This window comes from Streptomyces nidicola (genome assembly GCF_050106155.1).
GTDB lineage: Bacteria > Actinomycetota > Actinomycetes > Streptomycetales > Streptomycetaceae > Streptomyces.
Genome location: NZ_JBNBPI010000001.1, coordinates 4,595,220 through 4,608,921, shown reverse-complemented (window position 1 = coordinate 4,608,921; position 13,702 = coordinate 4,595,220). Strand labels below are relative to the sequence as shown.

Annotated in this window: 13 protein-coding genes and 4 tRNA genes; 12 read left to right on the top strand and 5 right to left on the bottom strand. The window is 71.4% G+C overall.

The features are described from left to right. The first annotated feature begins 26 nt into the window (after positions 1–26). Entirely contained in the window at positions 27–1,148 is a 1,122-nt protein-coding gene (locus ACOKM3_RS21010) for an ABC transporter permease (RefSeq protein ID WP_426902578.1), read from the top strand. 67 nt (positions 1,149–1,215) lie between these two features. Here ACOKM3_RS21010 and ACOKM3_RS21005 read toward each other — a convergent pair. The 4 genes from ACOKM3_RS21005 to ACOKM3_RS20990 all read right to left on the bottom strand — a co-directional run bounded on the left by ACOKM3_RS21005 (position 1,216) and on the right by ACOKM3_RS20990 (position 3,196). Further along, positions 1,216–1,289: transfer RNA gene (locus ACOKM3_RS21005), tRNA-Phe, on the bottom strand. 23 nt (positions 1,290–1,312) lie between these two features. Then, positions 1,313–1,387: transfer RNA gene (locus ACOKM3_RS21000), tRNA-Asp, on the bottom strand. A gap of 49 nt (positions 1,388–1,436) precedes the next feature. Next, positions 1,437–1,509 (bottom strand) — tRNA-Glu (locus ACOKM3_RS20995). Between the two features lie 103 nt (positions 1,510–1,612). Continuing rightward, a complete protein-coding gene (locus tag ACOKM3_RS20990) occupies positions 1,613–3,196 on the bottom strand; it encodes a metallophosphoesterase family protein (RefSeq protein ID WP_426902576.1) in 1,584 nt (527 codons plus the stop codon). Positions 3,197–3,254: 58 nt separating this feature from the next. On the opposite strand from ACOKM3_RS20990, the gene ACOKM3_RS20985 reads away from it, so the two are divergent. The 8 genes from ACOKM3_RS20985 (at position 3,255) to ACOKM3_RS20950 (ending at position 10,698) form a co-directional block, all read left to right on the top strand. Next, entirely contained in the window at positions 3,255–3,605 is a 351-nt protein-coding gene (locus tag ACOKM3_RS20985) for a metallopeptidase family protein (protein ID WP_266712316.1), read from the top strand. Between the two features lie 153 nt (positions 3,606–3,758). Beyond that, the gene (locus ACOKM3_RS20980; RefSeq protein WP_426902574.1) at positions 3,759–4,298 is read left to right on the top strand and encodes a hypothetical protein; all 540 of its coding nucleotides are present in this window, start codon (positions 3,759–3,761) and stop codon (positions 4,296–4,298) included. Positions 4,299–4,530: 232 nt separating this feature from the next. Continuing rightward, complete coding sequence (locus tag ACOKM3_RS20975; protein WP_426902572.1) at positions 4,531–6,729, top strand: DEAD/DEAH box helicase; 2,199 nt, start codon at positions 4,531–4,533, stop codon at positions 6,727–6,729. A gap of 148 nt (positions 6,730–6,877) precedes the next feature. Continuing rightward, a complete protein-coding gene (locus ACOKM3_RS20970; RefSeq protein WP_426902570.1) occupies positions 6,878–8,374 on the top strand; it encodes an amino acid permease in 1,497 nt (498 codons plus the stop codon). A 99-nt stretch (positions 8,375–8,473) separates the two neighbouring features. Continuing rightward, positions 8,474–8,546 (top strand) — tRNA-Lys (locus ACOKM3_RS20965). Between the two features lie 273 nt (positions 8,547–8,819). Continuing rightward, positions 8,820–9,224 (top strand): STAS domain-containing protein, encoded by a 405-nt coding sequence (locus tag ACOKM3_RS20960; RefSeq protein WP_426902568.1) that lies wholly within the window; start codon positions 8,820–8,822, stop codon positions 9,222–9,224. After that, positions 9,221–9,943 (top strand): ANTAR domain-containing protein, encoded by a 723-nt coding sequence (locus ACOKM3_RS20955; RefSeq protein WP_426902566.1) that lies wholly within the window; start codon positions 9,221–9,223, stop codon positions 9,941–9,943. Before ACOKM3_RS20960 ends, ACOKM3_RS20955 begins: the two co-directional genes overlap by 4 nt. After that, positions 9,940–10,698: a GAF domain-containing protein gene (locus tag ACOKM3_RS20950; protein WP_426902564.1), complete on the top strand. Its 759-nt coding sequence runs from the start codon at positions 9,940–9,942 to the stop codon at positions 10,696–10,698. Before ACOKM3_RS20955 ends, ACOKM3_RS20950 begins: the two co-directional genes overlap by 4 nt. A 15-nt stretch (positions 10,699–10,713) precedes the next feature. On the opposite strand, the gene ACOKM3_RS20945 is transcribed toward ACOKM3_RS20950, so the two are convergent. Next, positions 10,714–11,274 carry a hypothetical protein gene (locus tag ACOKM3_RS20945; RefSeq protein ID WP_426902562.1) on the bottom strand — a complete coding sequence of 187 codons (561 nt, stop codon included), beginning with the start codon at positions 11,272–11,274 and terminating at the stop codon, positions 10,714–10,716. 639 nt (positions 11,275–11,913) lie between these two features. Between ACOKM3_RS20945 and ACOKM3_RS20940 the strand changes: the two genes are divergently transcribed. From ACOKM3_RS20940 to ACOKM3_RS20930, 3 genes are all read left to right on the top strand, one after another. Next, positions 11,914–12,381 (top strand): DUF5994 family protein, encoded by a 468-nt coding sequence (locus ACOKM3_RS20940; protein ID WP_426902561.1) that lies wholly within the window; start codon positions 11,914–11,916, stop codon positions 12,379–12,381. Positions 12,382–12,558: 177 nt separating this feature from the next. Continuing rightward, the gene (locus ACOKM3_RS20935) at positions 12,559–13,068 is read left to right on the top strand and encodes a DUF5994 family protein (RefSeq protein WP_426902559.1); all 510 of its coding nucleotides are present in this window, start codon (positions 12,559–12,561) and stop codon (positions 13,066–13,068) included. 37 nt (positions 13,069–13,105) lie between these two features. Continuing rightward, positions 13,106–13,654, top strand: a complete 549-nt coding sequence (locus tag ACOKM3_RS20930; RefSeq protein ID WP_426902557.1) for a GNAT family N-acetyltransferase — start codon at positions 13,106–13,108, stop codon at positions 13,652–13,654. Positions 13,655–13,702 lie beyond the last annotated feature (48 nt).

The window sequence follows — 13,702 nt, the reverse complement described above, 5'->3', positions numbered from 1 at the left end:
GCCGACGCTTGGCTTAACGTGCGGATATGTCGCACTTGCCCGATGAGCCCGCACCGGACGACGCGCCCCCACCGTCCCCGGAGAAGGAGCACCCGCCGCACGGCCAGCACGGGCGCCCGCTGAGCGGGGCCGAGCGCTGGTCCGGCTTCAAGAACTCACCGTTCTTCCCGGCGTGCGTGCTCGTCCTCATCCTGGCCGCGGCGGCCGCCCTGTTCGCCGGCTCGTACACGTACTCCATGGCGAACCCGACGCCGCACAACATCCCGACCGGCGTCACCGGCGCGTACGACCAGGCCCAGGGCAAGAAGTTCCTCGGCGCGATGGAGAAGGCGCTCGACGCGCAGCTGGACCTCAAGCCCTACGACTCCCGGGCCGCGGCCCGCGAAGCCCTCGACGCCCAGAAGATCTACGCGGTCCTCGATGTCCGCGGCGGCGGCTCGCGCGTCCACCTCGACGTCTCCGGCGCCTCCGGCGTCACCGTCGCCCAGGTCTTCGCCGAGGCGGCGCCCCCGGTCAGCAAGGCGACCGGGATCCCGGTGTCGGTGAAGGACGTGAACCCGCTGCAGGGCGGGGACCCGCGCGGCCTGACGATCTTCTACATCACGCTCGCCGCGGTGATCATCGGCTTCGTCGGCGCGATCCAGCTCAGCGTGCACGCGCGCGGGCTCAACCCGGCCGAGCGGATCGCCTTCACGATCGCCTACGCGCTGCTCGGCGGTTTCGCGGTGGCGGCGGTCGCGGACTGGGGGCTCGGCGCGGTCGACCTGCCGTTCGTCGAGTCCTGGCTGATCCTCGCGCTGACGATGTTCACCTGCGGCATGGTCTTCACGATGTTCAACACGTTCTTCCACCGCTGGGCGATGATCCCGACCTGGGGCCTGCTGGTCCTGCTCGGCAACCCGGCATCAGGCGGCGCGGTGGCACCCCCGCTGCTGCCCACGGTGATCGGCCGCCTCGGCCAGTGGCTGCCACCGGGCGCCTCGTACAACGCCCAGCACACGGCGGTCTACTTCCAGGGCAACCAGCACGTCTTCCCGATCCTGGTGCTTGCCGGCTGGTCCCTGGTCTCCTGCGCCCTCTTCTGGTTCTGGCGCCACCGCCACCCGGGCGGCCGGGGGACGGGACCGGTGCACGCGGCACCCGTGTAGGACGTGCGGGACGCGCAGGAACCGGGAAACGCAATAGGCCCCGTCCGGAGACGGGGCCTAGTTCCTGTGGCTGGGGCCGGGATCGAACCGGCGACCTATCGCTTTTCAGGCGATCGCTCGTACCAACTGAGCTACCCAGCCACGAAGTTCACGAGGAACTTCAGCGGTCCTGACGGGATTTGAACCCGCGGCCTCCACCTTGACAGGGTGGCGAGCACTCCAAACTGCTCCACAGGACCTAGCTGTTGTGCGAGACGAGCAAGAGCAAGTCTCTCACACGGTTGTGCGTGCCCCCAACGGGATTCGAACCCGTGCTACCGCCTTGAAAGGGCGGCGTCCTAGGCCGCTAGACGATGAGGGCTATCGGCCCGCCTGCGCGCTTTGCAGCGCGTCGGGGACGTGAGAAGCATATGGGATGCAGGGAGCTATCGCCAAAACGGTTTACGGGGAGCTCTGCCCAGAGGTCAGGGGGAGCTCTCCCCAGGGCTCGGCGAGGGGGTCGCGCCGGGCTGGTTCTCCTGTGGCAGATGGCGGCTGACCTCCGCCTTCGTCAGGCCGAGACCGCCCAGCCGGATCTCGTCCCAGGCCTGCAGGCGCTTGGTCGTGCGGTCCAGATAGAGGACCGAGGCCTCGACCGGGTCGGGCTTGCCGTCGTCCACCGCGCGCAGGCCGCTGCCGCCGGTGGAGCCCTCGGTGCGCAGCCGGGTGCCGAGCGGGAGCACCTCCATCTCCTGGTGGTGGATGTGCCCCGCAAGGACCAGCGGCACCTCGCCGTCCACCTCACGGGCCGCGGCCGGCTCATGGGCGAGCGCGATGTCGACCGGGGTGCCCGCCGCCTTCTGGTCGCGCAGCGCGGAGGCGAGCCGGATGCCGGACAGGCGCTCGGCCGGATCGCCCTGCGCCTTCACCGCGCGGTCCGGGGTGTACTGCGGGTCGCCCATGCCGGCGAAGCGCAGGCCCGCGACCGTGGCGGCCTTCCCGTCGTCGAGGACGCGGACGTTCTTGAAGCGCTTGCGGTCGGCGAGGTACTTCTGCGTCGCGTTCTTCGAGTCGTGGTTGCCACGGATCCAGACGTAGGGCACGCCGAGGTTCTTGATGGGGTCCAGGAAGGCGTTCTCGGCCTTCGAGCCGTGGTCCATCGTGTCGCCGGTGTCGACGATCGCGGAGATCTTGTACTGCTCCACGAGCGAGGCGATGATCTTCCACGACGCCGGGTTGAGGTGGATGTCCGACACGTGCAGGACGCGGATCGTCGAGGGGTCCGGCTGGTACGTGGGGAGCGTGGACGTCGCGTCGTACAGCTTGGTCACGTTGGTGACCAGGAGCGCCAACTCCTTTTGGTACGCGTCGAATTCGGTCACGATCGAGCGTGCGCTGCCGACCACGGAGGGCGCCGAGGAGAGCAGCCCGGAGAACTTCGGCTCCAGGACGGACTCCGGGTTCCACGTCGCGTACGCCGTACCGCCCGAGGCCGCGAGCAGGGTGAGCGCCAGACCGCCGGCGGCCAGGGCGCGGCGCGGGCGGCGGTAGACCACGAGGCCGAGCGTCGTGGCGCCCGCGAGCACCGCCACACAGGAGCGCAGCGCCAGGTCGACCGTGCCGTGCTCGACGTCCCGCGCCACCTCGTCCTGCAGCCCGGAGAAGCGCTCGGGGTGGTCGACGAGGGCCTGGGCGCGGGCCGGGTCGAGGCGGTCCACGTCGACGTCGAGGCGGATCGGCGCCGTGTGCGAGTGCAGCTCCAGGGCGCCGAGCGGCGACACGTTGATCTTCGTACCGCCCGAGAAGGAGGGGCGCAGCGTCATCTTCGTGTCCATGGGCCCCACCGGCGTCCGCACGCTGCCGACGATCAGCAGGCCGAGCCAGGCGCCGAGCAGCACGACGGCGACCAGGCCGAGCGCCCGTACGTAGGGGTGCGGCGGGTGGACCAGCTGGAGGACCGGGTGGGGATGGCGGTCGCGGTAGTGGCGCAGGAGCGCCGAGGGAGCCCCTCGAACCCCCCGTATGCGGCGGCGGACTCCACGTATGGCGGCGACTGGCGAGCGGGCCATTGCTCCCGTATGCCCAAGTGCACGGGTGGATATGCGGGTTGTACCGGACAATGGCCGTGTGCTGGAGATGACGCGCGAGACGTTCGAGGAACTGGTCGCCGAAGCGCTGGACCGGATCCCGCCCGAGCTGACCCGACTCATGGACAACGTGGCGGTGTTCGTGGAGGACGAGCCGCCCGCGGAGGACCCCGAGCTGCTCGGGCTCTACGAAGGGACCCCGCTGACCGAGCGGGGCGAGTGGTACGCGGGGGTGCTGCCGGACCGGATCACCATCTACCGGGGGCCGACGCTGCGGATGTGCGAGTCGACGGAGGACGTGGTCACGGAGACCGAGGTGACCGTGGTGCACGAGATCGCGCACCACTTCGGGATCGACGACGCGCGGCTGCACGCGCTCGGATACGGGTGAGGTGCGGGGGAGACACGGGTGAGGCCCCCGCGCTGATTGTGGGGGCTTTGTGCGGTGCTCGCGCGGCGCGTGTCCTCGTACGGGGGACAGGAGTTGGGAACGGTACCCACCCCCCCATGGTGACCCCGTCTCGTGCACCGGAGGTGCCCGCCCGTGCGCCAGCTGTCCGTATCGCAACGCGCCCTGTCGCTCACTGCGCTCCGTCTGGGCCGCTTGGCCGCGACCACCGTGGCCGTCGCCGCGGCCGCCGGCTGCATGAGCGTGGGCGCCGACGGCGGCGGAGCGCCCACCCACTCCCCGCCGCAGCGCGGCTCGGGCGCCGCGCCCGACGGCGGCGCCGAGGTCCCGGACGGCGGGGCGGACGTGGGGGCGCGGGTCGGGGATGCCTCGGCGATTCCCTCGCGGCGGCCCGCCTCGCCCGAGGACCCGGCCACGCCCTCGTCGGCCTCCCCCGACAAGCCCACGAAGGCGTCCACCCCGCCTCCGGCGCGCACCTCGCCGTCCCGCAGCGCCTCGCAGCGGCCCTCGCAGCGGCCGAGCCGGCCCGGCGCGACGAGCACTCCTTCGCCCACGAAGTCGTCCCCCGCGCCCTCGTCGTCACCGCCGACCGCCGAGCCCTCGTCGTCGGCGCACGAGGAGACCGCGTCGGAGCGGGCCGGTGAACCGCGGCCGCAGGCCGGGGATCCGGCGTGACCGGGGACGGTGTGTGAGCCGGGTCTCAACGATCCGGTTTGCCTCGGGGGGTGAGGGGTGCGTATGGTGGTAGATCGTTTGATCCCATTTGCCCGGCGCCGTCAAGAGAGCGCCGCGTGGCGCGTACTCTCCCTTGCCGTGGCTGGACCGCATTGAGGCGGTCGATTTGCTGAATTGCGAATACACGGAGTTGCGGGCGCGTGCCGAGACTCCGGAAGGTTTCGCATTTCGCATGTCCATTTCCACTGAGAACACCGTCGACCAGGCCGTCGAGACCGACATCGACACCGACACGATCGACACCGACGCCGTCGACATCATCGAGAACGACGAGCCCACCCTGACGTTCGCCGACCTCGGTCTCCCCGAGCCCGTCGTCCGCAAGCTCGCGCAGAACGGTGTGACCACCCCGTTCCCGATCCAGGCCGCGACCATCCCGGACGCCCTGGCCGGCAAGGACATCCTCGGCCGTGGCCGCACCGGCTCCGGCAAGACCCTCTCGTTCGGTCTGCCGACGATGGCCCGCCTGGCCGGCGCCCGCAGCGAGAAGCACAAGCCGCGCGCCGTCATCCTCACCCCGACCCGTGAGCTCGCCATGCAGGTCGCGGACGCCCTGCAGCCGTACGGCGACCAGGTCGGCCTCAAGATGAAGGTCGTCTGCGGCGGTACGTCGATGGGCAACCAGATCTACGCCCTGGAGCGCGGCGTCGACATCCTCGTCGCCACCCCGGGCCGACTGCGCGACATCATCAACCGTGGCGCCTGCTCCCTGGAGAACATCGAGGTCGCCGTCCTCGACGAGGCCGACCAGATGTCCGACCTGGGCTTCCTGCCCGAGGTCACCGAGCTGCTCGACCAGGTCCCGGCCGGCGGCCAGCGGATGCTGTTCTCCGCCACGATGGAGAACGAGATCAAGACCCTCGTCTCCCGCTACCTGAACGACCCGGTCAGCCACGAGGTCGACAGCGCCCAGGGCAACGTCACGACGATGTCGCACCACATCCTCGTCGTGAAGCCCAAGGACAAGGCGCCGGTCACCGCGGCCATCGCCTCCCGCAAGGGCCGCACGATCATCTTCGTCCGCACCCAGCTGGGCGCCGACCGCATCGCCGAGCAGCTCCGCGACGCCGGTGTCGAGGCCGACGCGCTGCACGGCGGCATGACGCAGGGCGCGCGCACCCGGGTCCTGGAGGACTTCAAGAAGGGCTACGTCAACGCGCTCGTCGCCACCGACGTCGCCGCCCGAGGCATCCACGTCGACGACATCGACCTGGTCCTGAACGTGGACCCGGCCGGCGACCACAAGGACTACCTGCACCGCGCGGGCCGCACGGCGCGTGCCGGCCGCACCGGCACGGTCGTCTCCCTGTCGCTGCCGCACCAGCGCCGCCAGATCTTCCGCCTCATGGAGGACGCGGGCGTCGACGCCGGCCGCCACATCATCCAGGGCGGCGCCGCCTTCGACCCGGAGGTCGCCGAGATCACCGGCGCCCGCTCCATGACCGAGGTCGAGGCCGAGTCCGCGGGCAACGCCGCGCAGCAGGCCGAGCGCGAGGTCACCGACCTCACCAAGCAGCTGGAGCGCGCCACCCGTCGCGCCGCCGAGCTGCGCGAGCAGGCCGACCGCCTCACCGCCCGCGCCGCCCGTGACCGCGGCGAGGACGAGGAGGGCGTGGCCGCGGCCGTCGCCGCCGCGCAGGAGGCCGCCGCCGAGCAGGTCGCCCAGGCCGCGGCTGCCGCCGAGGCGGCGCAGCGCGAGGAGCGTTCGTTCTCCGACCAGCCGCGTCAGCGCCGCGACGAGCGGGGCAACTTCGAGCGCCGTGACAACCGTGGCGGCGACAAGGGTGGCTTCCGTCGCGACAACGACCGCGGCGGTGACCGTGGCGGCTTCCGCCGCGACGACCGTCGTGACGGTGACAAGGGCGGCTTCCGCCGGGACAACGACCGTGGCGGCTTCAACCGCAACGACCGTGGTGGCCGTTCTTTCGAGCGTCGTGACGACCGCGGCGGCGACCGTGGCGGCTTCCGTCGCGACGACCGTGGCGACAAGGGCGGCTTCCGCCGCGACGACCGCCGGGACAACGACCGTGGCGGCCGTTCCTTCGAGCGTCGTGACGACCGCGGCGGCGACCGCGGCGGCGACCGTGGCGGCTTCCGCCGGGACAACGACCGTGGCGGCTTCAACCGCGACGACCGTGGCGGCCGTCCCTTCGAGCGCCGTGACAACGACCGTGGTGGCTTCCGCCGCGACGACCGTCCCTCGGGCCACCGGGGCAGCGACCGTCCGTTCAACCGCGACCGTCAGGGCGACCGCCCCTCCGGCGGCCACCGCCCCTACGGCCGTCGTGACGACCACCGTGGCGCCGGCTCCGGCTCGGGTTCGTCCTTCGGCCGCCGCGACGACAAGCCGCGCTGGAAGCGCAACGGCTGACCGTTCCTGACGTGACAAGGCCGCGGCCCCACCCCCTCACGGGGGGTGGGGCCGCGGCCTTTCTCGTCACCGGGTAACCGGCGCGCGTACGGGAGTTGGGCCTTGATCGGCCGCATGCGGTGCCCCCGGCGAGGGAATCGCTGGGGGCATGACAAGTGATGCCAGCAGAGCCACTGACGGACAGCAGCCGGCCGTGGCCGCGGGCTCCGACGAGGAGCGCCTCGCCCAGCTCGGCTACACGCAGGTCCTCGCCCGCCGCATGTCGGGCTTCTCGAACTACGCCGTCTCCTTCACGATCATCTCGGTCCTCTCGGGCTGTCTGACGCTGTATCTGTTCGGCATGAACACGGGCGGCCCCGTGCTCATCACCTGGGGCTGGGTCGCCGTCGGCCTGATGACCCTCTTCGTGGGCCTGGCGATGGCCGAGATCTGCTCGGCGTATCCGACGTCGGCGGGGTTGTACTTCTGGGCGCACCGGCTCGCTCCGGAGCGCAGCGCGGCGGCGTGGGCCTGGTTCACCGGCTGGTTCAACGTGCTCGGTCAGGTGGCGGTGACCGCCGGCATCGACTTCGGCGCGGCGTCCTTCCTGGGCGCGTACCTGAACCTGCAGTTCGACTTCGAGGTGACAGCGGGCCGCACGATCCTTCTCTTCGCCGGGATCCTGCTGCTGCACGGGCTCCTCAACACCTTCGGCGTACGCATCGTCGCCTTCCTCAACAGCGTCAGCGTGTGGTGGCACGTGCTGGGCGTCGCGCTGATCGTCGGCGCGCTGGCCTTCGCGCCGGACAGCCACCAGTCGGCGTCCTTCGTCTTCGGCGAGTTCGTGAACAACACCGGCTGGGGCAGCAGCGCGTACGTCGTCCTCATCGGTCTGCTGATGGCGCAGTACACCTTCACCGGCTACGACGCGTCGGCCCATATGACGGAGGAGACGCACGACGCGTCCACGGCGGGCCCCAAGGGCATCGTCCGCTCGATCTGGACGTCGTGGATCGCCGGCTTCGTCCTCCTGCTCGGCTTCACTTTCGCGATCCAGTCGTACGAGGGCGCGCTGAACTCGCCCACGGGCGCGCCGCCCGCCCAGATCCTTCTGGACGCCCTCGGCGCGACGGCCGGGAAGCTGCTGCTCCTGGTGGTGATCGGCGCCCAGCTGTTCTGCGGGATGGCGTCCGTGACCGCCAACAGCCGCATGATCTACGCCTTCTCGCGCGACGGCGCCCTGCCGTTCTCCCGCGTATGGCACACGGTCAGCCCGCGCACCCGCACCCCCGTCGCGGCGGTCTGGCTCGCGGCGGCCGGCGCCCTGGTCCTCGGCCTGCCCTACCTGATCAACGTCACCGCGTACGCGGCCGTGACCTCGATCGCCGTCATCGGCCTCTACATCGCGTACGTCATCCCGACGCTGCTGCGGCTGCGCAAGGGCGACGCGTTCGAGCGGGGTCCGTGGCACCTGGGCCGCTGGTCGAAGCCGATCGGGGTGGTGGCGGTTGCCTGGGTCGTCGTCATCACGATCCTCTTCATGCTGCCGCAGGTCTCCCCGGTCACCTGGGAGACCTTCAACTACGCCCCGATCGCGGTCCTCGTGGTCCTCGGTTTCGCGGGCACCTGGTGGGCGGTGTCGGCCCGGCACTGGTTCCTGCGCTGACGCTCCGTCCGGCGCGCGAGGACCGGTAAGCCGATACCCGATCGGCCTCCCGGCCTCGTCGGGCTATGCTCAGGGGTGCGTCGGCTCAGGTCGGCGTGTGGACCCTTAGCTCAATTGGCAGAGCAGTGGACTTTTAATCCATTGGTTGTGGGTTCGAGTCCCACAGGGTCTACGAGTGCGGGGGAGGGGTCGGCCCCTCCGACCTGCCGGGCGGCGCCCGGGTCGGCTTCGGTCGGCTCGGGCGCCGCCGCGTTTGCGGAGTGGGCATCCGGAGCCGGGGGTTCAGGTATCTGAACATCGGGCATGTGGGCCCGATCGACCCCCGCATGCACGAGTACGCTCGAAGGACGGCCGCCCCGGACCCGGCCCTCTCCGTGCAGTTCGTTCCGCGCAACAGAGGCTCTGCGCACGTGAAGCACCATCCTTGCCAGAGGAGATGGGGCGGATGAGCCCTCATTCCGATCTGTCCGAATCGACCGACCGGTCGGCGTTCCCCGTCCAGTTCGACGACTGCCGTGTGGTGCGCGCACACGGTGAGCTGGACGTGACCACCGTGCCCCGCTTGGAGCGCGCACTGCACCAGGTCCGTACCGGGTCCGGCCGGCTCCGTCTCATCGTGGACCTGAGCGCGGTGACCTTCGCGGACGGCAGCATCCTTGAGCCGCTGTGCGAGGCGTGGGCCGAAAGCCGGGCGCGGCACGGCTGGACCCGGGTCGTCTACACCAGGTCGGCGACCTCCCTGGTCTTCCGGGCCGGTGGCCTCGCCGACCGGTTCCCGGGGTACGCGAGCGTTCAGGACGCCCGGCACGGGGCGGGAGGGCACCGGACCCGGCACAACGGAGCGCGGTGACGGGCAACGGCATGGACGAGGTGCTGCGGTGCCTGCGCCCGGGGAGCGACAGGGACCCCGCGGCGGCCGGCGCGCGGGCCCTGGGGGTCGAGGGCGTTGCCGTGTCCGTGTTCGCCCGGTCCCCGGCGGAGGCGGACAGCGCGCGGGGGCCCGAGCCGTTGTGGTGGTTCCCCGAACTGAGCCTGCGGTTCGAGGAGTTGCAGTTCACCCTCGGCGAGGGTCCTGGGCCCGATGCCGCGCGTGCCGGGGTCCCGGTGCTCGAACCGGATCTTCAGCGGGTGCGGCCCGAACGCTGGCCCGTGCTGCTGCCCGCCGCGCGGCAACTCGGGGTGCACGGCGTGTGCTGCTTCCCATTGGCTCTGGGCGGCGCCCGGCTCGGCCTGCTGACCCTGTTGTGCGACGGGAGTGCTCTCAGCGAGAGACAGCTCAGGGACACGAACACGCTGACCGCAGCCCTGACCGCGGCGCTGCTCGGCGACCGGCTGTGGCCGCCAGAAGGGTTGCAGCGGGCCGTGGTGCACCAGGCCACGGGCATGCTCAGCGTGCAGCTGGGCACCTCGATGGGCGACGCCCTGGTGCGGCTGCGCGCCTCGGCGTACGGCAGCGAGCGTTCCCTCGGCGACGTCGCGGAGGACATCGTGGCCCGGCGGCTGCGCTTCGACGACGGAACCCAAGACGATGGCAACGGGCCTCATTTGCCCGAAAGTGGAGAGGGATGATCAGCATGGCCCGGGAACAGCGGCTCGCCGAAGTGTTCGTCGAGATCGCGGACTCGCTCATCGACGACTTCGACGTACTCGACCTCTTGCAGCGGCTCTCCGCGCGCTGCGTGGAACTCCTCGACGTCTCGGCCGCGGGCATTCTGCTCGCAGACCCACAGGGAGAACTCCAGGTCATCGCCGCGTCGGACGAGCACACCCGGCTCCTTGAGCTGTTCGCCCGGCAGTACGACCAGGGGCCGTGCGTGGAGTGCTTCCGCAGCGGCGCGGCCCGGACGAACATCGACCTGAGGCGCCCGGAGTCGGCCGCGGACTGGCCGCACTTCACGCCGCGGGCGCACGAGATCGGCTTCCGGGCGACGCACGCGATCCCACTGCGGCTGCGCGACCGGGTGGTCGGCGCGCTGAACCTCTTCCAGCGGACCGAGCGCCGCTTGGGAGGCGACGAGATCGCCCTCGCGCAGGCGCTGGCGGACGTCGCCACGATCACGATCCTGCAGCAGCGCACGCTGGAGCAGTCCCACGTCGAGAACACGCAGCTGAACACCGCGCTGACCAGCCGCATCCTGGTGGAGCAGGTCAAGGGTGTGCTCGCCGAGCGCTGGGACACCTCGGTCGACGAGGCGTTCGCCGCGTTCCGGTCCTACGCCCGCTCCCACCATCTGCGGCTCACGGAGCTGGCCAGGCGGGTCGTCGACGGCACGTTCGACACCGGGGTGATCCCGGCCCCGGACACCACCAACGCCACGTCGTGAGGGCAGGGTTGTCGCTCAGGGATCGAGGAGCAGGACCGTGCGGTGGGGCCGCACCGGGGCCCCGTACGCGCTGTCCGGGGCGTCCCGCCAGCCCCAGGACCGCAGTGCCGCATGGGTCCATACGTCGGACCTGTCGACCAGGGTGATGCCCGTGGAGTGACCGTGGTCGGCGAGGAGCCGGCGCTGCAGACGCCGGGCCAGGTTCCAGTCCTGGTGCGGCGACCGCACCCGCGCCCGGCGTGGCACCACGATCTCGCGGATCTCGAAGAGCCCGCGGTGCAGCGGGAATCCGTAGGCGTACGCAGTCATCCTGGAGTTCTCCGCGATCAGCAGGCCGAAGCCGGGGCGCCGGATGTCGCTCATCAGGCGGCGCACGAAGGCGTGTGTCACCCGGTCCCACTGCCCGGCCTCCGCACCGCAGTTGGCCGCGTACAGCGCGCCGAGTTCCCGGAGCCGGTCGTCGACCTGGCCGCGGGCCAGCGGGAGGATCCGCTCGGCCTCCAGGGGCGAGGGGCCCTGCTCCTTGTGCCGCGACGGTGCCCGGTCGGCGGCGGGCCGCACCGTACGCCCGCTCATGAGGCGGACCCGCACCTTCCGTACGGGACCGGCCGCGGAACGGCCCCCGGCGGGAATCCGAAGAACATCGCCAGGGGCCGATCCGGCGAGAGAACGCCCTCCCCCTTCGGCGTCTCCTCGCCTGCCTCGTCCCCTGCGACTCCTGAACGCGGGAGTGCCCCGGTGATGGCTGTCCGGAGGGACGCGGCGCCGGAGCCGCGGGTGTCGACATCGCGGGTCCGGCCGTTTTCATGACCGCACCCGGGGTCGCGGGGTACGTAGAAGAGGAACCTACCCGTCATCAGGCTCGACATGCGGCTGCTTTCCTTCTGGATCGAGGAGTTGCGGGCGACCGGTGCGGTGCGAGGGTCATGGGTGGTCCGGGGTCTGCCGGTGCATGTCGTCTCCCCGCCGGACACGCGGCGTCGGGGGCTGCCCCTGAGTGGACGGCGAGGAAGGGAGCGGGTGTTCCGGGGTGATCGGGCACCGGCGTACGGATGTCCTCGTCTCCTTCACCGTACTCCTGCCCTACGGGAAACGGGCCGGACGTACGCTGGGGCCACCGGGTGCTCCTCGTATGCCGACTCCGTTCGGCGTCGCTTCCGGTGCACCACGACACCGGGCTCTGCCGTCATGCCGGCCCGCAGAAGGGTGTGCGTCATGAACGCACCCACCGCTCACCGCAGTTCGGCCACCCACGGTGGACTCGACGCGTACCCGCCCGCCCGTCTCGCCCTGCGCCCGCCGACCTTCCCGCCGGGTCCCGTGTGCGGAGCCTGGTGGCCCCGCAGCGACGATCTGGCCGCCGAACTGGCCGCGCTCACCGATGTGTTCGACGCCTCACGCGGGCTCGTGACCCGGATCGCGTCCAGCCGGGGCAGCTGGCCGAAGGAGCCGCGCATCCTGCCGGTGACGGGGCACACGGTCACGGCCACCTGGTGCGTGTCCGGCATCGACCCGCACACGATCCGGCTCTTCTCGCAAGGTGTCGGCCGCTGGGACCTGCTCGTCGTCCCACCGCGCAGTACGCCCGAAGAGGCCGCCCGGCTGATGATCGCGGCGGCCGACCCCGCCCTCCGCCTCACCGGGAGCGCGCTGATGGCGAGCGAGGGCTGCTCCTCCGGTTGAGGAACCTTCGGCGAGGTCGATGAAGGGTGGCCCGGAATCGTCTTCGGCCCCGGCCGTAGGAGTAGCGTTGGGGGTACCCAGGGCATTTCGTACTCCGGCATCCACGCAGGTCTCGTCCTCGGTGAGCCATTGGCATCGGGGACGGCCGCCGTGCCGCTCCGAAGACGGGTCCGCATCATGACCGCGACCACCACGTCCGTCCGCACCGCCCCATCACCTCCGCCCTCCGCCGCACGTGTGGCGCTCAAGTCCCCTGCCGGCCGCGGCCTGCTCGACGGCGCCTGGTGGCCCCGTTCACGCGACCTGGCCGCCGAACTCCCCGGCCTGGTGGACGTACTCGATCCGTTGTGGGGCCGGATCACGCGCGTCGCCGTCAACCCGATGCTGTGGCCCGTCGTCCCGCGGAAGGTGACCCTCCAAAGGCGCGTCCTGAAGGTCGGCTGGTTCACCCCCGAACTCGACCCGCACAAGCTGCTGTTGCTGTCCTACGGGACCGGCCGCTTCGACCTGTTGGTGATCCCGCCCGAGACGGACGACGCGAGCGCCGAGCGGCTCATGGCCGCCGCCTGCGCCCCGGGCGGCCCGCCGCTGACCGCCACCGATCTCATCAACGCACAGCAGGCGGGAGGGACCGCCCTCGGGGCGCGCCGCCGCCACGACCGAACCGCGCACGAGCAGGCCCACTGAGCGGGCCCGCGGCGAAGGGACCGGGAGGGGAGTCCGGATGGACGAGGTGTATCTGCGCAGGCTCAGCCGCTGGCAGGCCGAACAGCAGCGGGAGGAGGTTGCCGATGTGTACGTCGCGGCGTACCGCGCCGCGGCCGGGTCCGAGTACCGGGACCGGACGAGTTTCCTGCGCCGCTTCGAGCAGCATGTGCGGCACGACGGGTTCGACATGGTCGTCGCCGACTCGCCCGGCGTCGTCGGCTGCGCCTACGGGTACCGCATGGAGCGCGACGGGGCGTGGTGGGCCGACTTCCCCGTCGAGGTGACACGGCAGACGGAGGAACTCACCGCGTCCGGGCGGGTGTTCGTGCTCACCCAGCTGATGGTGCTGCCCGCGCACCGCCACCGCGGCGTCGCGACCCGCCTCGGGGACCTGCTGTTCTCCCGTCACACCCAGGACCTCGTGGTGGCCGGTGTGGACGCGGACAGGCGTGCGGCCGGGGTCGGGCAGCTGCTCCGGGCGTGGGGCTGGAAGGCGCTGCCCGCCTCGGGTCCTGGCGCGGAGGAATCGGGCCGGGAGGTGTGGACGCGGGGGCCCCTGCGGTAGGCGGGCCGGCGCTCAACTCGGGTCCTGCCAAAGCGTGTTGCGCAACGC

Excerpts from the sequence above, each read along its gene's own strand:
- ACOKM3_RS21010 (WP_426902578.1), top strand. The coding sequence starts at position 27 with ATGTCGCACTTGCCCGATGAGCCCGCACCGGACGACGCGCCCCCACCG.
- ACOKM3_RS20990 (WP_426902576.1), bottom strand. The coding sequence starts at position 3,196 with ATGGCCCGCTCGCCAGTCGCCGCCATACGTGGAGTCCGCCGCCGCATA.
- ACOKM3_RS20975 (WP_426902572.1), top strand. The coding sequence starts at position 4,531 with ATGTCCATTTCCACTGAGAACACCGTCGACCAGGCCGTCGAGACCGAC.
- ACOKM3_RS20970 (WP_426902570.1), top strand. The coding sequence starts at position 6,878 with ATGACAAGTGATGCCAGCAGAGCCACTGACGGACAGCAGCCGGCCGTG.
- ACOKM3_RS20960 (WP_426902568.1), top strand. The coding sequence starts at position 8,820 with ATGAGCCCTCATTCCGATCTGTCCGAATCGACCGACCGGTCGGCGTTC.
- ACOKM3_RS20950 (WP_426902564.1), top strand. The coding sequence starts at position 9,940 with ATGATCAGCATGGCCCGGGAACAGCGGCTCGCCGAAGTGTTCGTCGAG.
- ACOKM3_RS20945 (WP_426902562.1), bottom strand. The coding sequence starts at position 11,274 with ATGAGCGGGCGTACGGTGCGGCCCGCCGCCGACCGGGCACCGTCGCGG.
- ACOKM3_RS20940 (WP_426902561.1), top strand. The coding sequence starts at position 11,914 with ATGAACGCACCCACCGCTCACCGCAGTTCGGCCACCCACGGTGGACTC.
- ACOKM3_RS20935 (WP_426902559.1), top strand. The coding sequence starts at position 12,559 with ATGACCGCGACCACCACGTCCGTCCGCACCGCCCCATCACCTCCGCCC.
- ACOKM3_RS20930 (WP_426902557.1), top strand. The coding sequence starts at position 13,106 with ATGGACGAGGTGTATCTGCGCAGGCTCAGCCGCTGGCAGGCCGAACAG.